Source organism: Psychrobium sp. 1_MG-2023, assembly GCF_030689115.1.
In the GTDB taxonomy this organism is placed as follows: Bacteria; Pseudomonadota; Gammaproteobacteria; order Enterobacterales; family Psychrobiaceae; genus Psychrobium.
Genome location: NZ_JAUYVJ010000001.1, coordinates 159,526 through 184,125, shown reverse-complemented (window position 1 = coordinate 184,125; position 24,600 = coordinate 159,526). Strand labels below are relative to the sequence as shown.

20 protein-coding genes are annotated in these 24,600 nt (G+C 41.3%); 6 read left to right on the top strand and 14 right to left on the bottom strand.

Going from position 1 to position 24,600, the window contains the following annotated elements; translation table 11 throughout:
• Nucleotides 1-119: 119 nt before the first annotated feature.
• Both Q8W26_RS00725 and Q8W26_RS00720 read left to right on the top strand, forming a co-directional pair.
• Nucleotides 120-557, top strand: coding sequence for a universal stress protein (locus Q8W26_RS00725; protein WP_101212876.1), 438 nt, complete (start codon nt 120-122; stop codon nt 555-557).
• A 91-nt stretch (nt 558-648) separates the two neighbouring features.
• Nucleotides 649-861 carry a hypothetical protein gene (locus Q8W26_RS00720; RefSeq protein ID WP_101212874.1) on the top strand — a complete coding sequence of 71 codons (213 nt, stop codon included), beginning with the start codon at nt 649-651 and terminating at the stop codon, nt 859-861.
• Between the two features lie 4 nt (nt 862-865).
• On the opposite strand, the gene Q8W26_RS00715 is transcribed toward Q8W26_RS00720, so the two are convergent.
• The gene (locus tag Q8W26_RS00715; RefSeq protein ID WP_101212872.1) at nt 866-1,084 is read right to left on the bottom strand and encodes a DUF6500 family protein; all 219 of its coding nucleotides are present in this window, start codon (nt 1,082-1,084) and stop codon (nt 866-868) included.
• A gap of 113 nt (nt 1,085-1,197) precedes the next feature.
• Between Q8W26_RS00715 and Q8W26_RS00710 the strand changes: the two genes are divergently transcribed.
• From Q8W26_RS00710 to Q8W26_RS00700, 3 genes are all read left to right on the top strand, one after another.
• Nucleotides 1,198-2,328, top strand: coding sequence for an S-(hydroxymethyl)glutathione dehydrogenase/class III alcohol dehydrogenase (locus Q8W26_RS00710; protein ID WP_101212870.1), 1,131 nt, complete (start codon nt 1,198-1,200; stop codon nt 2,326-2,328).
• 129 nt (nt 2,329-2,457) lie between these two features.
• Nucleotides 2,458-4,104, top strand: a complete 1,647-nt coding sequence (gene pgm / locus Q8W26_RS00705) for a phosphoglucomutase (alpha-D-glucose-1,6-bisphosphate-dependent) (protein WP_101212868.1) — start codon at nt 2,458-2,460, stop codon at nt 4,102-4,104.
• A 54-nt stretch (nt 4,105-4,158) separates the two neighbouring features.
• Nucleotides 4,159-5,451: a glycerate kinase gene (locus Q8W26_RS00700; RefSeq protein ID WP_101212866.1), complete on the top strand. Its 1,293-nt coding sequence runs from the start codon at nt 4,159-4,161 to the stop codon at nt 5,449-5,451.
• Here Q8W26_RS00700 and Q8W26_RS00695 read toward each other — a convergent pair.
• The 10 genes from Q8W26_RS00695 to Q8W26_RS00650 all read right to left on the bottom strand — a co-directional run bounded on the left by Q8W26_RS00695 (nt 5,429) and on the right by Q8W26_RS00650 (nt 20,523).
• The gene (locus Q8W26_RS00695) at nt 5,429-5,965 is read right to left on the bottom strand and encodes a hypothetical protein (protein WP_101212864.1); all 537 of its coding nucleotides are present in this window, start codon (nt 5,963-5,965) and stop codon (nt 5,429-5,431) included. The two genes, Q8W26_RS00700 and Q8W26_RS00695, sit on opposite strands and share 23 nt — an antisense overlap.
• A gap of 96 nt (nt 5,966-6,061) precedes the next feature.
• The gene (locus tag Q8W26_RS00690) at nt 6,062-8,206 is read right to left on the bottom strand and encodes a bifunctional diguanylate cyclase/phosphodiesterase (protein WP_101212862.1); all 2,145 of its coding nucleotides are present in this window, start codon (nt 8,204-8,206) and stop codon (nt 6,062-6,064) included.
• Nucleotides 8,207-8,222: 16 nt separating this feature from the next.
• Nucleotides 8,223-8,978: an ABC transporter substrate-binding protein gene (locus Q8W26_RS00685; RefSeq protein ID WP_101212860.1), complete on the bottom strand. Its 756-nt coding sequence runs from the start codon at nt 8,976-8,978 to the stop codon at nt 8,223-8,225.
• A gap of 59 nt (nt 8,979-9,037) precedes the next feature.
• On the bottom strand, nt 9,038-11,545 hold the full coding sequence (locus Q8W26_RS00680) for a cache domain-containing protein (RefSeq protein ID WP_101212858.1): 2,508 nt from the start codon (nt 11,543-11,545) through the stop codon (nt 9,038-9,040).
• Between the two features lie 400 nt (nt 11,546-11,945).
• Nucleotides 11,946-12,656, bottom strand: coding sequence for a response regulator transcription factor (locus tag Q8W26_RS00675; RefSeq protein WP_101212856.1), 711 nt, complete (start codon nt 12,654-12,656; stop codon nt 11,946-11,948).
• Between the two features lie 13 nt (nt 12,657-12,669).
• Nucleotides 12,670-15,159: a cache domain-containing protein gene (locus Q8W26_RS00670; protein ID WP_101212854.1), complete on the bottom strand. Its 2,490-nt coding sequence runs from the start codon at nt 15,157-15,159 to the stop codon at nt 12,670-12,672.
• Between the two features lie 195 nt (nt 15,160-15,354).
• Entirely contained in the window at nt 15,355-16,983 is a 1,629-nt protein-coding gene (locus Q8W26_RS00665) for an acyl-CoA synthetase (protein WP_101212852.1), read from the bottom strand.
• 10 nt (nt 16,984-16,993) lie between these two features.
• Nucleotides 16,994-18,412 (bottom strand): xanthine/uracil/vitamin C permease, encoded by a 1,419-nt coding sequence (locus Q8W26_RS00660; protein ID WP_101212850.1) that lies wholly within the window; start codon nt 18,410-18,412, stop codon nt 16,994-16,996.
• A 263-nt stretch (nt 18,413-18,675) separates the two neighbouring features.
• Nucleotides 18,676-19,245 carry a hypothetical protein gene (locus Q8W26_RS00655; protein ID WP_101212848.1) on the bottom strand — a complete coding sequence of 190 codons (570 nt, stop codon included), beginning with the start codon at nt 19,243-19,245 and terminating at the stop codon, nt 18,676-18,678.
• 69 nt (nt 19,246-19,314) lie between these two features.
• A complete protein-coding gene (locus tag Q8W26_RS00650) occupies nt 19,315-20,523 on the bottom strand; it encodes an MFS transporter (RefSeq protein ID WP_305471870.1) in 1,209 nt (402 codons plus the stop codon).
• A gap of 132 nt (nt 20,524-20,655) precedes the next feature.
• On the opposite strand from Q8W26_RS00650, the gene Q8W26_RS00645 reads away from it, so the two are divergent.
• Nucleotides 20,656-21,618 carry a LysR family transcriptional regulator gene (locus tag Q8W26_RS00645; RefSeq protein ID WP_101212958.1) on the top strand — a complete coding sequence of 321 codons (963 nt, stop codon included), beginning with the start codon at nt 20,656-20,658 and terminating at the stop codon, nt 21,616-21,618.
• Between the two features lie 12 nt (nt 21,619-21,630).
• Here Q8W26_RS00645 and Q8W26_RS00640 read toward each other — a convergent pair whose 3' ends face one another.
• The 3 genes from Q8W26_RS00640 to Q8W26_RS00630 form a co-directional block, all read right to left on the bottom strand.
• Nucleotides 21,631-22,068 (bottom strand): acyltransferase, encoded by a 438-nt coding sequence (locus Q8W26_RS00640; RefSeq protein WP_101212844.1) that lies wholly within the window; start codon nt 22,066-22,068, stop codon nt 21,631-21,633.
• Nucleotides 22,069-22,146: 78 nt separating this feature from the next.
• Entirely contained in the window at nt 22,147-22,521 is a 375-nt protein-coding gene (locus Q8W26_RS00635; RefSeq protein WP_101212843.1) for a VOC family protein, read from the bottom strand.
• A 110-nt stretch (nt 22,522-22,631) separates the two neighbouring features.
• Nucleotides 22,632-24,599 carry a hypothetical protein gene (locus Q8W26_RS00630; RefSeq protein WP_153071454.1) on the bottom strand — a complete coding sequence of 656 codons (1,968 nt, stop codon included), beginning with the start codon at nt 24,597-24,599 and terminating at the stop codon, nt 22,632-22,634.
• Nucleotide 24,600: the final 1 nt, after the last annotated feature.

The window sequence follows — 24,600 nt, the reverse complement described above, 5'->3', positions numbered from 1 at the left end:
TATTACCATATTAATTATTAATAATATATATAAACGATTGATTTATTGCGTTACCTCAAGTTATTCAATCCTCACTTTGCTATGCTTAATTTATAGACAACTTAATAAGGAGAAACGGCATGAGCAAACAAACTTATGTTGTTGGCGTAGACGGTAGTGAATGGTCTGAGCGAGCTGTATCACGAGCTATAAATTTAGCCCAACAAACTCAGGCCCAAGTTAATTTGGTTTACATTATTGACTGGAGTGGTCATGAGAGTTTAACACTGGAAGAGATGGCGCATCGTGATGAAGACAAACAAGCGCAGTTAGCTAAGATTCAAGCCGATGTATTAGACTCTCTAACGTCTGAATATCAAGATAGCGGAGTCGATATTACGACCAATATTTTATGGGGAAAACCTGCCATAATGTTGCATGAACATTCGAAAAAGAGCCGTGCCAACATGATCTTCGTTGGCCGTCGTGGGCGATCGGTTATTGCCAATTTAATAACAGGTAGTACTGCAGATAAGTTAGTTCATATCGTTGGGTTACCGATAGTATTAGTCCCATAAAAAAATTTACTGAAAACACGGAAAATTAGACTAAAGTCTACTACACTTTCCTTAATGCTTTTTTAATTAATTGTATTAAGGAAGGTGTTTTATGAGAACATTTTTATGTCTATTGGCTACAGCAATTTGTACCAATTTCACGTTTCGTTGGCTAATGATTAATGACAGCGTTGAGTATGTCGACCAGTACCTTGAAAACTGGCTATTGAGTATCATTATTTCCCTAACCTACTTCTTGTTGTTTAGTCATTTACAACAACGATTATTTACCAAGCAAGAGGACAATGAACAAGACAACCCCTAAGTCTCTAGCAGCCCTCTAAAACCATTTGTTTAATTTTGACTGCCTTTTCGAAATGATCCAGTTGGTGAGTTTGAATCCACCATTGTGCCGCTTCCATTAGTTGCTCTGGATCATCATTTTTATTTCGAAAGAAAGCATAAAATGACACACCAACGGTATCCCCTTTTTTGGCAATTTTATCATCACACACAGTAATAATCTTTTTTCTTAAACTTTCTCTCATAAAACACTCCTAATAATTATTTTTAATTCCATATATTGGATGTTAGCTAATTAGCTTATACTTTTAGCTATATTCAGCCTGCACATCATACGCAAAAATCGAGGTAATTTATAATGTCACAACAATTTATCAAATCTAAAGCGGCTATCGCTTGGGGAGCCAACCAACCGTTAAGCATTGAAGAGGTTGATGTTATGCTGCCTAAAGCCGGTGAGGTGTTGGTGAAAATCGTTGCTTCAGGCGTTTGTCACACTGATGCTTTCACACTTTCAGGAGAAGATCCTGAAGGCATTTTTCCTACGATTCTTGGACATGAAGGTGGTGGCATTGTCGAGCAAGTTGGTGAAGGTGTCACGAGCGTAGCTGTAGGCGATCATGTAATCCCTCTATACACTCCAGAATGTGGAGAATGTAAATTTTGTACTTCCGGAAAAACCAATCTTTGTCAAAAGATTCGGGAGACACAAGGCAAAGGGTTAATGCCTGATGGAACCACACGCTTTTACAAAGACGGCCAACCTATCTATCACTACATGGGCTGTTCCACCTTCTCGGAGTATACTGTCCTGCCCGAAATATCATTAGCCAAAGTAAACCCATCAGCACCACTTGAAGAAGTCTGCCTATTGGGTTGTGGTGTAACAACAGGTATGGGTGCAGTAATGAATACAGCCAAAGTACAAGAAGGTGACACTGTAGCTATTTTCGGCCTAGGCGGTATTGGGTTATCAGCGGTCATCGGTGCAGTGATGGCTAAAGCGAGTCGTATCATTGCTGTCGATATCAATGAAAGTAAGTTTGATTTAGCCAAGCAATTAGGAGCTACAGACTGTATCAATCCAAAAAATCACGATAAACCAATTCAAGAAGTGATTGTTGAACTAACCGATGGTGGCGTCGATTTCTCATTTGAATGTATTGGTAACGTCGATGTCATGCGCAGTGCTCTGGAGTGTTGTCATAAAGGTTGGGGAGAGTCTGTAATTATTGGTGTCGCTGGAGCAGGACAAGAAATATCAACTCGGCCATTCCAATTAGTAACGGGTCGCGTCTGGCGTGGTACGGCTTTTGGTGGTGTTAAAGGGCGCACTGAACTGCCAAACTATGTTGAGCGCTATTTAGCCGGAGAGTTCAAGCTAGACCACTTTATCACTCATACCATGCCATTATCGGAAATCAATAACGCTTTCGATTTAATGCATCAAGGCGAAAGCATTCGAAGTGTGGTTCACTTTGACAAGTAATAATCATTAGCTCGTCGTGCGTTAACAAGTTTAACGCACAAAAGCGCCATAAAATAGATTATTGAATTCTACCAATATTCGTTATACTTCAGACAATTTCAAACAGAATAGCCACGATAAAGGAGTCTCATGAGCGTTCATTCACATGCAGGTCAGCCAGCTCGCCCTCAAGATAGAATCAATATTGGTCGCTTAGTTAGTGAATATTACACTAAGCAGCCAGACGTACAACTTGTTGAACAACAAGTTAGTTTTGGCACATCTGGCCACCGTGGTAATGCATTAAAAACCAGCTTTAATGAAGGACACATCGTTGCCATTTGCCAAGCGGTTGCAGAATACCGCACTGCACAGAACCTTACAGGCCCACTTTTTTTAGGCAAAGATACCCACGCCTTATCAGAACCTGCCTTTATTAGTGCGCTTAGTGTATTAATCGCTAATGATATCCCTGTTGTTATACAACAAGATGAAGGTTTCACGCCAACACCAGTGATTTCTCGTCTGATTATTAGCCATAATAAACAGCAAGCGTCGCAAGCTGACGGCCTAATTATTACACCGTCACATAATCCACCAACTGATGGTGGCATAAAGTACAACCCACCTCATGGTGGACCAGCAGAAGGTGCAATCACCAAGCAGATAGAGCAACGCGCTAATGAGCTATTAGCCAATGGCTTAAGTGACGTGAAACAAGTTAGCCTTGAGCACGCAATGAGCTCACCATTACTACAACGCCAAGACTTTATTCAAATTTACGTTGACCAGTTAGACCAAGTCATTGATATGCAGGCTATTGCTAAAGCGGGTATTAAGATTGGTGTGGATCCATTAGGTGGCGCAGGTATCGGTTACTGGCCGGTCATTGCTAAAACCTATGGTTTAGATCTTGAGATTGTTAATGACGTTGTTGATGCTAGCTTTGCCTTTATGCCATTGGATAAAGATGGCAAGATCCGTATGGACTGTTCTTCTCCTTATGCGATGACCGGTTTGATTGCCATGAAGGATAAGTTTGACGTCGCTGTCGGTAATGATCCTGACTTTGATCGTCATGGCATTGTGACTCCTTCTGGCGGTCTAATGAACCCTAATCATTATCTTGCCGTGGCTATCCATTACTTAATGTCTAACCGTGATTGGCCAACCAGCGCTAAAATTGGCAAAACATTAGTCTCAAGTTCACTTATTGACCGAGTCGCCACATTAATTGACCGCCCACTATCTGAAGTCCCCGTCGGTTTTAAATGGTTTGTGGATGGGTTGCACGACTCAAGCTATGCCTTTGGTGGCGAAGAAAGCGCTGGCGCATCATTTATTGCACGCGATGGCAGTTGTTGGACGACAGATAAAGATGGCTTTATCATGGCCTTATTAGCTGCGGAAATCCTGGCAGTTACAGGCAAAGATCCTCATCAACATTACTTAGCGTTAGTCGAGCAATTAGGAGCGCCATTTTACGGTCGTGTCGAGGCCGTGGCGAATTTACAACAAAAACAAGTACTGACCTCATTGAGTGCCGACTCTGTAAGTGCTGATGACTTAGCCGGTGAAAAAATTGAGCGTATTCTCAGTCACGCACCGGGAAATGATGCAGCTATCGGTGGTATCAAAGTTGTCACTGCTAATGGCTGGTTCGCCGCTCGCCCCTCAGGCACTGAAGAAATTTATAAAATTTATGCCGAAAGCTTTGTTAGTCAAGACCATTTAGCATCTATCATTACTGAAGCACAGCAAATAGTCAGTGCTGCATTTGAACAGGCAGGTCTATAACCCACTAACGACAATGCTCATTGAATATTAATGGGCATTGTCTTGAGAGCAGTGATGAACCAAGTAGATAGTAAAAGCTTCAACCCAACAGCATTTTTACAAGAATTATTTGCGACGGCTATCAGCGCCTCACACCCAGCTCAAACACTCTCTAAGCACCTACCCAAAGATACTAGAGGCTCCGTTACCGTAATCGGTGCAGGAAAAGCCGCTGCTGCAATGGCGTTAACCCTAGAGCAACACTGGAAAGGACCAATCACAGGTTTGGTTGTCGTACCCTATGGACACGGGGAAGCCTGTCAATATGTAGAGGTAATAGAGGCAGCTCATCCTGTTCCTGATGAAATGGGTGTACAGGTCAGTCACAAGATAGCACTTCTGACTCAGAAGCTCAGTGCTGATGATATTGTCATCTGTTTGTTATCCGGTGGCGGTTCTGCATTGTTACCTTTACCGGCTGTTGGGATAAGTTTTCAAGATAAGCAATCCATTAATACAGCACTACTGCGCTGTGGCGCTGCCATCGATGAAATTAATTGCGTGCGAAAACACTTATCAGCCATTAAAGGGGGCCGTTTAGCCCAAATGTGCGCACCAGCCACCATTCACACCTATGCAATATCGGATGTTCCCGGTGATGATCCCAGTGTTATTGCTTCTGGGCCGACCTCCCCTGACAGCACCACGTCAGAACAAGCATTGGCTATATTAGAAAAATATGTCATAACAATTCCGAAATCGGTTAGAGAATGGCTTAATAATCCTCACTCAGAGACGCCAAAACCACACGACTTAGCCAAATACAATAATCAATTCACCTTAATCAGTACGCCACAACAAGCATTAAACGCCGCGGCAAGCAAAGCTCAAACCTATGGCATTACCCCCTGGATTCTTAGTGATTGTGTTGAAGGGGAAGCGAAGGAAGTAGCCAAAGTACACGCCGCAATTGTTCAACAAATTGCTAACCACACACAACCTATAAAGCCTCCGTGTGTCATCATCTCAGGCGGCGAAACATCTGTTACTCTAAAAGGCAGCGGCAGAGGGGGACGTAATAGCGAATTCTTACTAAGCTTTATACTATCGTTAACTAAGCAGCCACAAACTCAGCGGCAGGTATATGCCATCGCCGCAGATACTGATGGCATTGATGGGTCCGAACATAATGCTGGTTGCCTATTTCAACCTAGCACAATGCAACAGGCACATTTAAAGCAGTTAAACCTTGGGGAGTATTTAGCGAATAATGATGGTTATAGCTTTTTTGAGTTAACCGATGACTTGATTATCACTGGCCCTACTAGAACCAATGTGAATGATTTTAGAGCGATCCTGATTTATTAACCTTGATTAATGAATCAATGCCTTTACTGACACCAAATACATCACTTTTATCAAAACCTAGAGTGACGTGAAAGTCTTTATAACCCAAACCTAATTGCTTTCGAATCTGTTGCGCTTTGTCCGAACTTGCCACTACAAAAAACGTTGTATTTTCGTCATTACTCGCTCGACCTAAGCCTTGAAAATCAAAGCTGATAGCACCTAACTGGCTTAGATCAACTGTTGCCACTTTAGGGTACTCAAAAGGGTTAAGCAATGTGATGTGAAAGCTGCCATGATCACGGAGTGCTTGAGCGGCACGATATTGGTTGAAGCTTTTCTCCCCTAATATTGCATGCATTTGTTGCAAATAACGGCTCACAAAGTGCGCTTCAACCTTGTAGCCCACATAAACTAATCCAGAACTGTCTTCTAGTAACGCAGGTGATACTGTAATTTCATTTTGTGAAGCCATTGCTTTACCCACAATCAATATCGCGAAACAGCCCATTAATACATTTATAACTACGCGCATTTCTACCTCTCTATGTCATATCATCAAGTATAACCTGATACATACGAACCTGCTTCACACTCAAGAAACTTCAATGAAATTATTAACAAGCATTGATTAATAATTAAATTGCTTCAAGAAAAGCGGTAACTCTTCAGGTGTTAGCGGCTTTGAAAAATAATACCCTTGGATATAATCACAATCTAGCAGTTCAAGCGCCACTAACTGCTCTTTGGTTTCAACACCTTCTGCTACAACTCTCATTCCTAAGGCTTTTGACATCGCAATAATTGTCGCTACCAACACTTTGTCATCATCATTGTTAGTCATTTCAATAATAAACTCTCGATCGATCTTTAAGAAATCAATCGGAAAGCGCCTCAAGTAACTCAACGAGGAATATCCCGTGCCAAAATCATCAAGTGCAATCGTTGAACCAGCATTTTGGAGCCTAGTTAATTGCTCAACATTACCAGACTGTTCAGGCGCTAACACTGTCTCAGTTAACTCAAAACAGATATCAGTAGGTTGTAATTGATGGCGTTCGATCACTTCCAACCAAGTATTGCTGTCAGCACTTTGCATACTAAATTCATGAATTGAACGATTGACATTAATAGTCATGTGATCGAAGCCCAGAGCTTTAAGCTCAATGACTTGTTGGCAAGCTTGTTCTAGGACGAACTCTCCTATGTCATTAATCAAACCAAATTCTTCAGCAAGCGTTATAAATTCAAAAGGTGACACCCAGATACCGTTATTATTCCAACGAACTAAAGCTTCCAATTTATCAACTGTACGGGTTTTTAATGTCACAATTGGCTGAAAGACAACACTTAAACGTCGGTTCTGTAACGCAAGCTCTAGCTCTTTTTTCAGCTTTAAGCGCCTCATGGCTTTATCTTGCATCTCTTGCGTAAAGTAATGAAAGCTACCGCGCTGTTTTTTCTTCGCATGAACCATCGCTTGCTCAGCTTTTTTTAATAGCCCTTCTGCGGTTATATCATTAAAGGGGGCTACACTAATACCGAAGCTCACCGTGATAGGAATAATGTGTTGATCAATCTCGATGGGAAAAGAAAACGCAGCGTTTATCTCACTAGCGAGGTGATCAATCTCTTTATAATCATTAAGGTTATTAAGTAAAACCGCGAAACCGTCCCCTGTTAATCGCGCCGCTAAGTCATGGGCTGAGATCACTCCTTGTAATCGCTGCGCCACTTTAACCAATAAGCGGTCACCTAACTTATGGCCTAAGCTGTCATTAATCTCTTTAAATAAATCAACATCAATAACAAAAACAGCAAGGTGCAGTTGCTGAGTTTGTTTTACATTAAGCGCTTGTTGTAATGTCGACATGAAAAGGTAACGATTAGCCAAACCAGTCAGTAAATCAAAGTTGGCTTGATATACAATTTTCTCTTCTGCTCTCTTACTTTCTGTAATATCAGAAAAGAATGAGACAAAATGAGATATTTCATTATTTTCATCATAAATTGCACTGATAGATAACCATTCAGGAAATATGGAACCATTCTTACGTTTGTTCCAAATTTCACCCTGCCAACCACCATGGTGTAATATCTCATGCCACATTTTTTTATAAAACTCAGGAGGCTGTTTGTTCGCTCCTAATATACGCGGGTTCCGCCCTAGAACATCTTCTAAACTGTAACCAGTAATGGAGCTAAACGAACGGTTCACATAAATGATTTTTGCATGCTTATCACAAATGGCAACAGCATCTTTACTATTTTGAATAACGCGATTTGTTAATTGTAATTGTTCAAATAGCTTTTTCTTTTCCAACTCTTTTTTTATCAAACCAGAAAAAAGTAAAAATAATGCTCTAATGGGTTGCTGGTCTGCAATTTCAGTCTCAAATAAAGCAACCAAAATAGCCTCAACCTTACCCGAAGGCGCAGCAATTGGAATACCCACATAACCTTCAATATTCATATCCTGCAATAAGATATCATCAGGATATAGGGCTTGAACATTACTCTGATGTGAACAAAGCTCATTGCCAGCTAATACATTACAGGGCGTTCCTGCCAACAAATAACTAAAATTATTAAGTATTTTATCTTGATAAGCGACAGCAAGGGTCGTGGCTTTTAGCTCAATTTGATCGATTTTAGCTAAGAAAACATAATCAGCAAGAGTAACTTCACCCAGCGCAAGGCAAATAGACTGATAGAAATCGGCTCCATCATGTCGTGATATTCTTTCAACTACTTGTTGTATTTTATTTATTGGCATTTAACCCTACTACTCATCAAGGTTTAGTATTTAATCTATTAGCGCTTATATTCAATTCAGATGTACCAGTAGGCCCGTCTAACAGTAGCGTACCATCGTATTTCATCGTTTTAATCGCCTGAGAAATTTGTTCACACAACGCTTGTCCCTGTTCATTTTTCAAACAAACGTAGAACACATCAAGAACATCAATTACATCAGAGTCTTTATAACTTACATATTGACTCTGACCACTTTGCTGCAAAGCATAAACCGTTGAAACATTATCACCAATAATGGCATCCACATGACCAGCCATTAAGCTTTTTATATTAAGGTGATCATTTTTTTGATAGTGAATCTTAATTTGTGGATTATTCTCAATACTATCACCATAACTAAAGCCTCGAACCGCAGCAATTTTTTTACCACTCAACTGCTCAACAGTCATTAGAGGGAAGTCTTTTCGGCTAAAAATAATGATTTTCTTTAACCAAAAAGGTTCTGAGGTAATCACTTGTTCAATCGGTAACGGTAGTTTATCGCGAAGTGTAGGGAACAACGCAGAGATCAAACCATTCTTAAAGGAATACTGCGCCCGTTTAGCAGGCATAATCACTAATTTTGACTCTAACTGTGCTCGCTTAATAACTTCTTGATGTAATTGAACCAATGAACCTGAATGCTCATCTTCGATAAGGCCTGGGATATAATAACTGGCAATCTCAACGGTACTCGCAGAAACAGCCTGTCCCCATAGAATCATCCCTATAAAAAATAACTTTTTAACCATCTAATCCCTTTTTGAGATCCAATCGCCTAAATCCCATATCATCAAACATAAATCATTTTTTATGACAAGTTAACCTTTTGCCGTTGATAGTTTTCAATTAAATGGTTTAAAGAGAGTGGACGATCAAAGTAATAGCCTTGAATTAAATGGCATTGATATTGTTGTAAACGCTCATATTGCTCATGTGTTTCAACCCCTTCCGCAACAACAGCCAAATCACAAAAATCCCCAATCGCTATAATAGTTTTAACCAGCGATTCACTTTGTTTATTAGTTAAAAACTTATCAATAAATGTGCGATCAATCTTGATTTCATTCATCGGCAAGTTACTTAAATAGCTTAAAGACGAATAGCCTGTTCCAAAATCATCCAGTGAAAGCTTAAAACCACTATCGCGTAATGTTTGTAAAATTGGTCTTACTTTATTTAAATCACTGATCAATGCATTTTCGGTGAGCTCGAGCGTGATCAAACTTCGGTCGACGCCCACGCGATTAGTTAAATCAAACAGTTTCTGAGAGAACGATTCTTCCATTAGTTGCTTTGGCGAAATATTAATAGACAACTGGAGTGGTTCCTTTACTCCTTGATTGTAAGTCATAATATCTTGAAGAGACTGTTCGATAACAAAAAAACCAATTTGGCTAATAATATCTATATCTTCAGCCACTTGAATAAACTCAGCTGGAGAAACGTGCCCTAAAGATTCATTGTGCCAACGTACAAGCGCTTCAACACCTTGAATTTTACCGCTACTAACTTCGATTTGCGGTTGATAAAGTACGCTAAGCTCCTGCTTAATAACAGCAGAGCGTAGTTCTGACTCTAATAATAAATCACGCTGAACTTGTGTGTTTATCTCTGGATTAAAAAATAGGAAGTGACCTTTTTTGGTGCTCTTTGATTTATAAAGCACAATATCGGCTTTAGATATCAGTAACTCAGGGTCATCGCCATCATCAGGGTACATTGCGACCCCAACACTACAAGTCGAATAAATGACTTTACCATCAATAGCAAATTTTCGAGTGAATACCTCTCGAATTAAATCAACTTTTCGTTCCGCTTGAGCGTAGGTCGTTAAGTCGGGGAAACAAAAGATAAACTCATCGCCACCAAATCGAGCAACGGTATCACCTTCGGCTAATAAACCTTCAAATTGTTCACCTAAGACTTCTAATAACTTATCCCCCACCGAGTGACCATAGCGATCATTGATCTTCTTAAAGTCATCTAAATCAACAAACATTACCGCTAAGTTACTATCAGTCGCTTTAGAGCGCTCAATGCCTTTTTTTATTTGGCGATCTAATGACACTCTATTTGGCAATTTCGTTAAGGTGTCATGGAGCGCTTGATGCTCCAGCAACTCTTTAACCTTGTTCAACTCATTAAAATCCTGGCTAATTCTTTCTTCATAGTCTCCAAAGCGTTGAGCCAAATAGTTAGCAACAACAAAGGATAAAATGACAAAAAACAACGTGACCACTAAGCCCAAGAATAGTAGCTTGTTCAAACTCTGTCTATTTTGTTCAGTAACCACCCTTTCACGCTGTAAAATATACGCTTTAATATCATTTAAATAAGTACCAGACCCAATGATCCAGTCCCACTTATCCAGCTTAGTGACATAACTAATTTTCTCTGCAGGCAACCCTGTTGATGGTTGCAATGAAGCCATATATTGCAAGAAGCCACCACTCGAATTAGATTCTGCAACACTAAGCAGCCTCTCAACTAATGACACATTATTTTCATCACGTACATTTAATCGATTAGTTCCATGATAAGCCGAGTTAGCATGTGAAAGCACTTGCCCCTTTTGGTTAAAAATGAACATATACTCATCGTTACGCTCATTCATTTTATCAATACGTTTTAGTAGCCTCTGCTTAATATCATTTTCAACATCAACCAAATACTCTCCTGTACCAATATACCAACCTAACGGGGCGAAATATTTACCAAAGCCTATTTTTTCAAACTCTTGATGTTTATTTAATGGTTTAACGAACCACCAACGGTAATAACCTTCGCCATTACGACTGATGATATCCCCCATATCTCGGGTGATATAATTGCCCCGCACATCTTGAAAGTCCCACTGCTCGAGCCCTTCAATATGAGGAAGTACGGGGTGTAATATATTTTTACCACTGATGGTATAAATGAAGTAGTAGCCTCGGCCCTGATTAAAGCGAATGTCCCTTAACGCATCTTTAACCATTTCAACAATCTGCTTTTCTGGCAGATGGCTATTATTCTGGTAAATGTTTGAAGCAATTTGGTGGGCTTGATAGATACGTTGTTTGATATCTTCTTTGAGCAAAGTTTCGGTGCTACTCCGCTCATAACTGATCTGCTTTTTTAGTTGAATCACCCGCGCTTTAATCACGCTTTTTTCGGTTTCAATAAAGTCTTGTTGTAATGTCGCTAAGTCTTGCGCCAGCTGACTTTGATTATCTTTAATCAAAAAGGCATTAGTGAGGATCGCAAAAGTAATTACGATGAGCGGCGGAACAATCTTAATTAATTTTAGTAGCTTATTATCTTGTACAACGTGCATTAGCTATCAAAAGCCCTTTATGTTCTTAACCGAATAACCCAACTAAAATATATAAGTTATTATTGAGAAGCAAACCAAAGATTCACTCATTAGTCGAATATAAATAATTATAAAACAATAACTTTTATAAATTTCGTAATGAATTTGCTAAAGAATATCTTAAGTAAAATTAAGGTAGTAAATCCCAATGTTGTCATATTATTATTCTTTCTGGACAATGCGTCTTTGATCTAGCTCAATTCCCTACTAAAAGTATGTGATTAATTTAGCTTTAAGTTGGAGTAGCAATACCCATAAGGTTAGTAATCGATGTAAAATCAAACGGAGGGGAAAATAAACAACGGACTTAGCCGTCTTCTCAGCAAGGTGTTAAACAAAGCATTAACAGACTCGCAGTCGGTTACTGCCAGCTCACGGGTAGGGCAAACATATAGCCCGCACCATACACTGTTTTAATAATTCGCGGGTTCTTATGGTCAAGTTCAATTTTTTTACGCAGTCGAGACATCCGTACATCAATTGAACGATCAAAGGGGCTAGCATGCTCATCAAGTAAGCGCTCACGAGATAGGATTTGCTGTGGTGCGCGTAAAAATAATAATAAGGTTTCAGCTTCTGCACTGCTTAACATCAGGCTGTCACCATTATCATGATTTAGTGTCAGCGTTTGACTGTTAAATTGCCAATCAGCGAATCGTGCCACCACTTTATTCTGACTACTTCCATTAACATGTTCCATGAGGTCTAAGCGCCTCACAATGCTTTTTACTCGTGCGACAAGCTCACGTGCATCAAAGGGCTTACTAATATAATCATCAGCCCCCAGCTCAAGCCCAAGCACCTTGTCCGGAAGACTGTTTCTGCCCGATAAAATCATCACACCAACTTTTTTATCTTCATAAAGCTCTTTGACCAACGCTAAGCCGTCCATATCAGGTAAACCTAGATCAATGATACATAGGGCGGGTAACTGACGATTAAAGGCCTGCATCGCCTGTGCCCCTGTATAAAACGATTGAGTAGCAAAATCATAACGCTCTAACTCTTGGGCCACTAGCTCGCAAATATCAGGCTCATCATCAATAATATAAATCAGTGGTTTAGTTTTCACTTCAATCTAGACCTTATGTTGACTCTTTTGCTTGTGAACACAGGGCAGCTAATAGCTCATCAGCAGCAAAAGGTTTTTGCAATAATGGAAAGCGGTTCAGTTGCACATCTTCGCCTTCATCATAAGCATATCCACTCATTAAGACAATTGTTTGACTATTAACTTTCGACGTGAATAACTGTGCGAGCTCAAAACCATTTAATTGGCCCGGCATACTAATATCTGACACCATGGCATAAAGCCCCTTAATGGTTTCTATCAATAAAATGGCTTCATCACTATCACTGGCTTCAATGACATTAAAACCAAACGAGATTAATTGCTCTCTCACCACTTGTCTGACATCTTGATCATCTTCAACCAGCAATACTAACTTGTTTTTAAAAGCTCCTAAACTGATGAAATTATCATTGCTAGTAACATCAAACGACTCAGGGGAGCGCTTTATCACAGGTAAGAGAATCGTTAGACAAGCGCCACCTATAGCATTATTGCTCGCTCGGATAAACCCTTGAGACTGCTTAACAAAACCAAAGACCATGCTGAGCCCTAATCCCGCTCCTCGGTTTGATTCTTTAGTGGTAAAAAATGGTTCAAAGACTTTACTGATGTTCTCTTTTGAAAAGCCACAACCTTGATCGGAAATAGCTAAGCATAAGTACTCGCCGGCAGGCACAGGCTCATCAAAATCAGACAGCTCAAGAATATTCTCTTGAGTGAGCTTAATCGTGATTAGACCACCATGAGGCTGCGCATCTTTAGCATTTAATATCATATTAATAAGACAGTTCTCAAATTGCCCTGAATCGATATAAGCGTATAACTCTAGCTCTTTTAGCTGCACTGCGACCTTGACTGACCTTGGGAGTGAGCCTTTGACTAGTGTCACCGTATCATTAATTAAGTCGATAATATTAACCCACTGTGGCACCAGCGATTGACGACGCGAAAAAATCAACAGACGACTGGTTAATTCACTGCCTCGCCTTGAGGCTCGAATCGCCGGACTCAGGCGTTTTTGTAACTCATCATTATCAATAAAACGCTGTTGAGCGGCAGTTAAGTTACCTAAAATAATGGTTAATAAATTATTAAAATCATGTGCTAAGCCACCAGCAAGCTGACCCACAGCATTCATTCGCTGCGCTTGTGTTAATTGTTGCTGCGCTTGCTGACTTTCTTCTACGGCCAGTTGCAACTGCTCATTCGTTTTAGCTAATGTTTTAGTGCGCGACTCAACTTTTAAATCGAGGGTTTCAATATTGTCTCGCAGCCGTCCAACCATGTTATCAAATGCATGACTGAGTACGCCCAGTTCATCCTTGCGCTTAGCTGCACTCTCATGACTCGCAGTGAGATCACCTTCACTGATCGCCTGAGCCGCTTTAGCAAGTGAAGTGATTGGTTGCGTTATCCAATAAGAAAAGATAAAAGCCAAAATAATCGCTACACACAAAGCAATCAAACCAATGGTAATAATTCGTTCACTGAGTAACCGCCCACTGCTTTGCAATTCATCGACATACACCGACGAGCAAATATACCAACCTGCTTGTTCTAAGTAGCGTACTTGCGATAGCTTATTGTAGCTATAGTTGTTCGGGTCATCGGGCCTATCCCACCGATACTCTAACTCTTTTCCCGTATCGGATATCGCCATCAAATTCTCAAGAATCGATTGCCCTGTAAGTGGATTCTTTAAAGACAGTGCGTTTGTTTGCTCAATATTGGCATTCGGATGCACCAACATATCGCCTTGTTGATCGAAAATAAATAAGTACCCAGTCTTAGCAATCTCAATCTCGCGCATATTTTGACGTAATTCAGCCAATAATTTTCGCCGCTTAAGTTCTACTTCTGCGTCAATATCATTTAGGTAAACACCAGTACCAATGAATACATCCCACTGTGGGAAGTATTTAACATAAGAAATTTTTTCTAAGGCTTGGCTCTGTCCCATTGGTTGCCAAAAATACTGATGAAAACCATCCCCTTGCTTTGACACCTGCTTAATGACTTCAGCAATAATCAATGTACCAGTCACGTCTTTGAGTGCTGACGCATCCGTCTGGTGGTATGTAGGATCAGGATGGGACAACATAAATGCATCTTTATTCGCTACCCAAACATACCCTGTTTGGTCGTAATCGAAATCACGCAAGCTACTAAAAACTTGACTAAGAGCTATAGAACGCGAAATACCAAGCTGCTCGGCGCGAAACAAAGAGTGTTCGATATAATCGGCACTTAGATCAACCACCGCTTGCATTCTTTTCTTATGTCCAGTGATTGTTTGAGCTTGATAATCTTCAAGCGTCAAATGCATCTTATCCGCTAACTCATACACATTATTGAGCACCAGACGACTAGCGTTACGTTCTGACTCAAACACCTCTTTATTGATTAATGGAACAGAGTACCAATGAATCACGATAAAAAAGGCCAACAAAATAGACACTATGGTCATGAAGAACACATGAGATAACTTTCGCTGTAACAACATGATTCACCGATTAAGATAGAGTAGAATTAAGACTATATGAGTAATCACTAATAAGAAATATTAAAGATCAATTCCTTAATGCTTATTTACGCTTAAACCAAAAAGGGGCTGTGCTAAAAAGCACAACCCAAAAACGTAATAATCTGAGAGCCACCACCAGTGCGACAATTACTACGCCCCAGCCTTGGTAAGAAGCTAGGTTAAGTCAATTGCGCGCTGGCGCAAAAGGAACTTCTGGACCTTACCAGTTGATGTTTTTGGTAAGTCACCAAAAACAATGGTCTTAGGCACTTTAAAATGCGCCATATTGTCACGACAAAAACGAATGATTTCATTCTGAGTGATATCACTACCTGGTATTGGAGTCACGAAGGCACAAGGCGTTTCCCCCCATTTTTTATCGGGCTTGGCCACGACTGCCACTTCCTGAATTTTAGGATAGCGATAGAGCACATCCTCAACTTCCACACTGGAGATATTCTCGCCGCCTGAAATAATCACATCTTTAGAGCGATCTTTAATCTCAACATAACCATCGCTATGCCAAACCGCCAGATCGCCTGAATGTAACCATCCCCCTTTGAAAGCCGCTTGAGTGGTTGACGGGTTTTTCAAATACCCTTTCATCACCAAATTACCGCGCATGAATATTTCACCAATAGTACTACCATCTTGTGGAACGGGTTCGAGCGTATCAGGATTAGCTACCATCAATTGATCAAGCATCGGTGAGCGAACGCCTTGACGAGACTTAAGCTTGGCTTGCTGCTCGCTGTTTTTCTCATTCCACTCATCGTGCCACGCACAAACCACCGACGGTCCGTAAGTTTCAGTCAAGCCATAAACATGAGTCACTTTAAAACCGGACGCTTCCATTCCTTCAATTACAGCAGCTGGCGGTGGTGCACCGGCCGTCATTACTTTAACGGTATGATTAATATCGGATTTAAGTGATACATCCACACCATTAAGCATATTTAGCACTATGGGTGCACCACAAAAATAGCCAACTTTTTCGGTTTTAATTAACTCAAAAATAGGCTCGGCACGTACATGACGTAAGCTGACACTGGTGCCAGCCGTCGCAGCGATCGTCCACGGAAAACACCAACCATTACAATGAAACATTGGTAGCGTCCATAAATACACCGGATGGTCCGTCATCCCCCAAGACATCATATTGCTTACCGCATTAAGGTATGCGCCGCGATAATGATAAACCACCCCTTTAGGATCGCCCGTGGTGCCTGAGGTGTAATTTAGCGTAATAGCATCCCATTCATCACTTGGCTTGAAATACTCAACGTCACTATCCCCCTCAGCAAGAAGCTCATCATAGCTAAGACTGCCAATGAGCTCTCCCTCGGTGTAATAAGGATCGTTAATATCAATCACCAATGGTGGGGTCGGTAGCATTCGCACTGCTTTTTTCACTACTGCACTGAACTCTTTATCGGTAATTAAAACCTTGCTTTGCGCGTGCGCTAGAATAAACGCAATGGCTTCGGCATCGAGGCGGGTGTTGATCGAGTTCAGTACCGCACCACTCATCGGCACCGCAAAGTGTGCCTCAAAATGTTCACTAATGTTTGGCGCAATAATCGATACGGTGTCGCCTCGGTTAATCCCGCGCTTATTTAACGCACTGGCTAATTTACAACAGCGCTCAAATACTTCACGCCATGAACGTCGAATATCGCCATTAATGGTTGCTGTATTATTGGGATAAACAAAGGCGGCACGCTCTAGAAAGGAAACCGGCGTTAGCGCCACATAGTTCGCTTGGTTTTGTTCTAAATATTGCTCAAAAATATTATTACTCATGCTCTACTCCCTAAGATGACTTGCCAGCGTCAGTGGCAGTAGAAGAGTCGCACCCTTCATCACCGAAAATTACATTATCTTGCATGTCATGTTTACCCATTAAACGTGGGCGTTCGATTAAGAAGTACAACACTAAACCGATTATTACCGCGTAAACAGTGGACTTTGGATCCGGCATCGCTAATGTCACAGCAACGATTCCCGCGACACCGCGTTCAGTTGAGTTTTTAAGCTGTTCCATACCGACCATGATACAAATGTAAGCGGTTAAGATAAGCGTTAATGACAATGCAATCGGCAACACGGGTTTAAAAATGGTTACTAGTGGGAGTGCAAACAGGGCTAACAAACCACTAATCCAGAAGGTACCGCCACCACTATAAATAGAGTCCATCGACTTTTTACCCATGGCGTAACGCTCGGCAACCGTCGCATGAGCAGCAGTCCATAATGGACCCGCTAACCCCGGCCAAGGCGCAAAGAATGCATGAATAGCATTTCGAATCGCAGTGACTAAGTGAACACGATCAACGTTTTCTTCAATTTTTTCGTCATCACGGATATGGTCAACACGCTTTACTAGCGTAAAGCCAACAATAATGTCTCCAAACGCAATCACATAGGCAATTAACGCCGTCGGTATCGCCAGTAAAAAGACATCCCACCCCGGAAAGCCAACAGTAAAAGTGAGGTATTGCCACATCAGGGCAAAGTCAGGTTGAGTAATGCCCCATTGAATTTCAGGGGTTGGATATTCCCCGACAGCCCAGCCAACAAGCATCGCAATAATCATTCCCGGTACCATACCGAAATTTGCTACTTTCTTGGCAAATGAATTACCTTGCATCACATTTTTAAATGACAAAGAAAACAAGACGTAAGCTGAGATAACTGCACCAACGATTAATGAAATTGGGGTAGCGTCAATACGACCGCCTAGCTTTAACTCCCCCATCATTGCAGCGATACCAGCGCCGATAATAACCCCCGACTTTAACGAATTAGGAATAAAGTCCACCAACTTTGACCCTAATCGTGTGATGCCAAGGAAGAGGAAGATTAGTGATACTTCGATCTGTAAGGCAAAGAGTGCTTTAATCGCTTCAGGACCTGGCTCAAACCCTTTTAGGTATAACAACACCACGGGAATAGCAGGAGTGATCCAACCCGGCACCAGCGGCACCCCAAGCAACGATGGCAGGATATAGCAAAAGCCAGCGACAAAAGTAAAAGCGAGTGCCGCTTCATAAGGCATACCGAGATAAGTTTGCAATAAAGGGATCATTGCAAGCCCCACCACAAACATAAATAAGCCTTGAATCATCTCTGGGGTTTCCCAGCGATAATGGACAAAGGGCAACCTTATTTTAAAAGGGCCTGCTGGCCAATAGGGCTGCTCCGCCCCGTGGGTTCGCTTAAATAATTGCATATGATCTCCTTTCTATTAGTTTTATTGTTCAATGCGTCTATTTAGTGAACAACGAAACTCTGTCAGAAGTTTTGCGCAAATGTGACGAAATGTAACAGGCCTATTCTTGCCACTATTAACAGGACAGACATCTGCTAATCAGTTGATAACAAGAAAATGAAATGCCTTATATAACATTAATTTAGATAGCAATAATTCATCACTACACTTAATTGTTATCTCCAGCAGGGTAGACTAAAGAATATCTAGTCATTAATAAGGGGTTAACTCAAGGTAGCCTGTTCACTCGTAGGCGACTGACGCTTTGGCACAAGGGATAGGTCTTCAACGACTACCTGGCTGCACGTTTTGCCATAACCTAAGCTGTATTTTAGCGCTGGGTAAACTCGGCTCGAGCTAATACCAAATCCAATTGCAATCAGCCCTTTTTCGCCCCATAGCGCGACAATTTTCTCTCGAAGGTCATCTGCCTCAGGGTGATGTTGCAACACCAGTTCGGTAAATTCCACCACCATTGCTATCTCCTCAGTTAACTTTCTTAGATCTCTGTCAACAATCGCTCGCACCAATTCTGGACTCACCTTAGCTTCCAGTGCCAAATCAACCACGAGTTGTGTGCATGGTCCACAGTCATCCCAAATAATTGCTCTCAATCTCGCAGCAAATAACGCTTCAGCGGGCAAGCTCCCTGAATGAGATGACATCGTTTGAAAGCCCATAAATTTTAAAAATGCACCTAAGTCATTCTTTAAAATATCTTGCATATAGCGTACATCGTAATCGTATCGGCGGTTCATGCTTTGCAGCATTTTATTAAACATAAATCGAATCATGATAGGCTCCTTAGTAGAATAATTTTATTAATACATAAATAACAAACGATAGCGGATAAGGGTCATGCCCTATGATTGGTATTGTGACGATAAATCAGAACTCGATTGCTCCTCATGCGTTTGTTCTTGTGCTCTAACTGGCTTTAATAACAAGAGCAAGCTCACCAAGAAAAACACCGCACAGCTATAGAGCATCGTTGAATAATCACCAGTATCAAGTAATGCGGAAGCAAGGAGGGGCCCAGAGGCTAGACCAACAGACGAGACCATCGCCGCAATGGTTGAAAGGCGGCCACTTTCATCCAACTCTGCCGTAACTGCTAATAAATAGGAATAAACCGCTGGCCATGAAAAAAATAATAATGCCATAGCAATCACGTAGCTGAGCAAACTCAGTTGAGACACACTCAGCAATAACGCCGATACTAGCGACATAACCAGCCCACCAACAACCCAATATAAACGCCCATAACGCTTACCATTAATCACCGGCAGCATTGCGCCAATTAGCCCTAACAGGCCAGTAATTGCGATATACAGGGTAACGTCATCTGGGCTAAAACTCGCATTATGACCAATCAGTCCAACGTAAGCCCAAATAGCACTCGCAGCGACTTGGTATAAAGTAATCGCGAGTAATAACAAGACGACTTGAGCGCGGCCACCCGATAAGGTCATTGTACGTTCAGTCACATTGTCATTTAAGGTCAACGCAGGAAGGAGCAGCATAATAATGACGCTCAGTAACGAGATGCTTGCCATGATGTAGAAGGCGGCATAGGCATTAACAAGCGCTTCCAATCCCGGTAGTATCGAAATCACGATCGAGCCAATCGTAAACTGTACAAACAACAAAGCACCAAAAGCGCGGTCAGGGTTGCTCATTCGAGCAAGTACAGAAAAAGCAACCCCCACACATAAACCGCCGAGTACGCCAGCAAGAAAGCGCCAACCCAGCATCACGCCATAGTGGTTAATCCAAGCCGTAGTAATATCAATGAATACCAGCCCCACTAGGCATGCTACTATCGCAGGTTGCCAAGAAACTTTACGAACTAAAAAAATGGCAATAATACTGCCAAGTAAACCACCATAACCGTTGCTGGCAACAATCTCCCCCGCCTCCACCTCATTAAAGCCAATCCCTCCAGCTAAGGCATTGACCACCCCTGGCAAAAAGTTAATATATGACAAACCCGCCATCGCTATGAAAGCGAGGCAAAAATAGGTGGTTAAACTAGTCGCGGGTAGCTTAAAGAATTTAGCGCGTTGCAACATAAAGTAGTGTCTCCATTTTGGGTAACAGAATTGGTTAAGTGGCATTTTATGTGTTTGAGCACTTAAAAGAAGAGACCATTTTCCCTAACAACCATGAATGTTATTCACGAATTGGTTTGTTATACTCACCAGATGGATAAACTACGATCATTAGAAATATTTTTAGCCACTTGCGATGGCGGTAGCTTCGCTACGGCAGCGAGAGCCTGTAACACTGACCCTTCTACGGTAAGTAAAGCCATTGGACGCCTTGAAGCTCAACTTGAGTTAACCCTATTTCAACGCTCGACACGGCAGCTGAGAATCACAACAGCAGGTCAGCGCTATGCCGATACCGTGCGTAAGATGGTGCAAGATCTCAGCGCTTGTGAAGAAGAGTTACAGCACTTAAATGACAGTCCTAGTGGCACATTGCGTATTAGCACAGCAGTTTGTTACGGCCACCTTTATCTACGTCCGTTATTACGCGCTTTTTGCCTACGTTACCCTGATATAAAACTCGAACTTGAGATCAATGATTTACATGTTGATATTATCGATAATGATATTGATATTGCGCTGCGTACTGGCTACATCAAAGATAGTCGTTTAATCGCTCGACGCCTTAGCCCAATGGATTTTTTGATCTGTGCCTCCCCTCAATACTTAAAAGCATACGGTACACCTAAAAGCCGCGACGACTTTCATCAGCATCAGTGGATTGGTTTTCGCATCAAAGAGACTCAACAACTGCAACCTGTGTTTTTACCTAACCAGCAGGGTGATTATGAACATTTCGATATATCTCGTAGTCATATTACTGATGATGGTGAGGCCATGGCACATATGTGTGCTGATGGCTTGGGCTTTGCCCAATTGCCCCACTTCCTAGCAAAACAAGGCTTAGAAAGTGGCGAACTTGTCTCTCTCTACCCATACTTCAGGCCACCTCAACCCGATAATGGTGTATTTGCAATTTACCCTAAGCGGGAATTTTTGCCAGTGAAGGTTAAAATATTCATCGAATTTATGACGACCTCCTTAACTGCAATCGGCGAAAGCACCAACCATACCTGGGCAGAAAATTGGCCTTCAATCATCGATTTTCGCCATTGAAATGACATACCATCAGATGAACAAAGTCGTCAGATAAAAACTAGTACCAATCAATGACAAATTGATTAACGCACGAACAAGCCAACGGTATCCCAGATATGATACTTGCGCATATTTTAACGTGACAACCAGTAATCCCATTAAGGTAAACCATGGCGTCAACACAAAGATTAACTGCCATTTTATAATACTAACGACAACATCATGCAACGCGCCGCTAACAGAAAAAGTCACAATAACCGATAACCAAAACGGCAGAACCCGACTTAGAGGCTTCATCACAAAACGAGATAAATAATAACTCCAAATAGGGTTCCAATACTGCCAAAAGGTATCAAAAGAACCAGCCCCAAACGAGCGTTTCAACATCGCTTGCAACGAACCAGAGGCCCCTAAAGGTAGCCCATTACGTCTTTTAACATAACTAGATAGTGAAATAGATTTATGCATGTGAGCCTTTGGATTGTAAAATGCTAAACGCTAAGTAATAAAGTTTAAAATATAAGCATACGCTTATTAGGGAGTTATTTATTTCTCTACGCGCCATGGTGGATTAAGCCTATTCTCACCAGCCCAGTAGAGTTTAATTTTATTTCCAGAAGGATCATAAAGTACGGCTTCTCGCCACAAGTAACGTTGATCTACTGGATCCTGTGCAAATACTATACCTTGAGATTTTAATTGTGCCACCCAGTCATCGAGCTGCTCATGTTCAAAGTAAATAACAGCCCCGTTTGCAAAGTCATTAGACTCAAGTAGCAAAGAGAATGTGGTCTCTCCGCCAGGGCATTCAAAACGAGCATAATGAGGAGTATCAACGATTTGAATAAAGCCAAGCTTTAAATAAAAAGCGTTCGCTTGAGTGAGATCTTTAACGGGTATTGTTACTTGATTAAGGTTCATTACAGTACTTCCTAACCAATAAAAACCTCGCATTAATAAACGCAAGGTGGTGGCTACTTAAAGAAATTGATTACTGTAAACTACCCTAATACTTCAATAACGACAAATAGTTAATAATCCTTCATGGTTACAGGTAAATAAACACTGGTTAACGTCGCCTTATTGAGATCTAATTCGTTCACTCCTGTACCAAAGTTGAACTTTGATGAAAAAAAGTTTGTTTCACTAGAACTAAAGGTATAACCCGCTTTAGATAATGAAATTTGACCACTCCAATGATCCGGCACTTTACTGCAGTTAAGGAATGCTGTGCTGTTACCTGACTGCGGCGTATAGTTACAGTTAATATTCGATGGATTCACTAAGATAGTAATGTCTTTGGTATCTTTAGCATGACAAGCAGCGCTTTTCCCTTTGTTATTAAGCGTTAGGCAGTTTACCGGGATAAGAATACTATTTTCTCCAGCACTAGAAGTTTTAACTTTCACCGTAATACTATCATTAAGATTGGCTACACTAGGCGTAATTGCTTCACTGCCTGTGACTCCCGTATTATCCGTTTTAATCGTTGACGTTATCATTACATCACCATCAATCAACGTGGTCATACGACCCCTCGAATAAGTGCCATAGTAATTCAATGTCTCATCAACAATCGTATTAATGGGTTCCTCGGTCACTGTCGCTATCGCCGTGTCGCTGGATGACCAATCAGCAAATAAAGTCAGATTGACCTCATAAAAAGGCACCATTTCAAGCCATTTCGGGTTGCTGTTACTTATCTCACTCTTAATTAAATTTACATCAGATGTAGAAAGCGACGCGATATCTACATATAAACCACGTGCAATTAACTGCTGAGTACCAGAAATAACTTCCGACAGATCTCGATTAGGCTTTACAAGACTAGAGATAGCTATACCTGTCATATAAGCGCGCACCGCTGACTTAATATAAGAGGTATAGGCTGTTACATTCGACGCATCTAAGAAAAAGCTCTGCGGCATAATAATAAAATCAATCAGCACCCAATCTGGGACCAACTCATAAAAACCATTGACCCGCCTAAAGCGACAGGCTTCAAGATAATCACCGGAGAGCACTTTGCTTAGCGCGGTTGAGTAATGTGAGTGATTATTACTGGTGCCAATAACATATTTAGCATTGACACCATCAGTATCATGATGATCTTTACAACACTTATTACAAAGAAACGGCTGTGAACTTACCGATACCGTCCCTGTCGTTTTGGTGATCAACTGGCCTGAATCGTCGTCATTACTTAACTTTCCATCATCTATTTTTAATAACGTCGGTGCGCTTGCGCTTGCTTGGCCATTAAACTTACAACGGCAATTGATGGTTGAAAAATCTTCTATGCTCTGAGTATCAGTTTCTTGATCATAGACAACGGTTTCAAATTGAATCAGGTTATTACCATTTTTTGCATCCACCGTTGGCACAGGCTTGGAGGTTTCCTTTGATTCAACATTCTCAATTGGTACTACTGTCATAGTGTCATCGATTAAGGTGATTGATGGGTTCTCTGGAGACTGTGCTGAGGTATAGGGAATTTGTGGTCCAGTACTTTCAGCTAAGCTTTCGGTAAGCGTGGTACTATCATGTAAAGAAATACGTGAATAAATTTCTGACTGTGCCACTTGCTGCACAGCTGCGTCTAAGTCAGTCCATTGCACCGTAACTAAAGCACGCTTACCATCAGCAACATTCGGTACGGCCCCTAACCCTGCTATTCCTTCTTGCCACTGCTCAGAGCCACTATTGTAATAACGTTCTGTTACCTCCCATTGACGCGTAAAACTAATATTTTGCACAATGATAGGATCGTTATCGGCTCCGGAATTTATGTCACCATAGCTATCAAGTTGTTTGATATCATCCAACTTTTCGCGCACCAATTGCATGGCAAGCATGCGTGCATTTGTTTCGTTACCCGATTGAATAAACACTTTTTGTAGTTCTAAAATGCCAATGATACCAACGGTGGCAATAGCTAAACCAATCACTACTTCGATTAACGAAAAGCCCATATTTCGCTTTCTTTTAATAAAAGACATA

Coding starts and splice junctions, on each gene's coding strand:
- Q8W26_RS00725 (WP_101212876.1), top strand. CDS start 120: ATGAGCAAACAAACTTATGTTGTTGGCGTAGACGGTAGTGAATGGTCT.
- Q8W26_RS00720 (WP_101212874.1), top strand. CDS start 649: ATGAGAACATTTTTATGTCTATTGGCTACAGCAATTTGTACCAATTTC.
- Q8W26_RS00715 (WP_101212872.1), bottom strand. CDS start 1,084: ATGAGAGAAAGTTTAAGAAAAAAGATTATTACTGTGTGTGATGATAAA.
- Q8W26_RS00710 (WP_101212870.1), top strand. CDS start 1,198: ATGTCACAACAATTTATCAAATCTAAAGCGGCTATCGCTTGGGGAGCC.
- pgm (WP_101212868.1), top strand. CDS start 2,458: ATGAGCGTTCATTCACATGCAGGTCAGCCAGCTCGCCCTCAAGATAGA.
- Q8W26_RS00700 (WP_101212866.1), top strand. CDS start 4,159: ATGAACCAAGTAGATAGTAAAAGCTTCAACCCAACAGCATTTTTACAA.
- Q8W26_RS00695 (WP_101212864.1), bottom strand. CDS start 5,965: ATGCGCGTAGTTATAAATGTATTAATGGGCTGTTTCGCGATATTGATT.
- Q8W26_RS00690 (WP_101212862.1), bottom strand. CDS start 8,206: ATGCCAATAAATAAAATACAACAAGTAGTTGAAAGAATATCACGACAT.
- Q8W26_RS00685 (WP_101212860.1), bottom strand. CDS start 8,978: ATGGTTAAAAAGTTATTTTTTATAGGGATGATTCTATGGGGACAGGCT.
- Q8W26_RS00680 (WP_101212858.1), bottom strand. CDS start 11,545: ATGCACGTTGTACAAGATAATAAGCTACTAAAATTAATTAAGATTGTT.
- Q8W26_RS00670 (WP_101212854.1), bottom strand. CDS start 15,159: ATGTTGTTACAGCGAAAGTTATCTCATGTGTTCTTCATGACCATAGTG.
- Q8W26_RS00665 (WP_101212852.1), bottom strand. CDS start 16,983: ATGAGTAATAATATTTTTGAGCAATATTTAGAACAAAACCAAGCGAAC.
- Q8W26_RS00660 (WP_101212850.1), bottom strand. CDS start 18,412: ATGCAATTATTTAAGCGAACCCACGGGGCGGAGCAGCCCTATTGGCCA.
- Q8W26_RS00655 (WP_101212848.1), bottom strand. CDS start 19,245: ATGATTCGATTTATGTTTAATAAAATGCTGCAAAGCATGAACCGCCGA.
- Q8W26_RS00650 (WP_305471870.1), bottom strand. CDS start 20,523: ATGTTGCAACGCGCTAAATTCTTTAAGCTACCCGCGACTAGTTTAACC.
- Q8W26_RS00645 (WP_101212958.1), top strand. CDS start 20,656: ATGGATAAACTACGATCATTAGAAATATTTTTAGCCACTTGCGATGGC.
- Q8W26_RS00640 (WP_101212844.1), bottom strand. CDS start 22,068: ATGCATAAATCTATTTCACTATCTAGTTATGTTAAAAGACGTAATGGG.
- Q8W26_RS00635 (WP_101212843.1), bottom strand. CDS start 22,521: ATGAACCTTAATCAAGTAACAATACCCGTTAAAGATCTCACTCAAGCG.
- Q8W26_RS00630 (WP_153071454.1), bottom strand. CDS start 24,599: ATGTCTTTTATTAAAAGAAAGCGAAATATGGGCTTTTCGTTAATCGAA.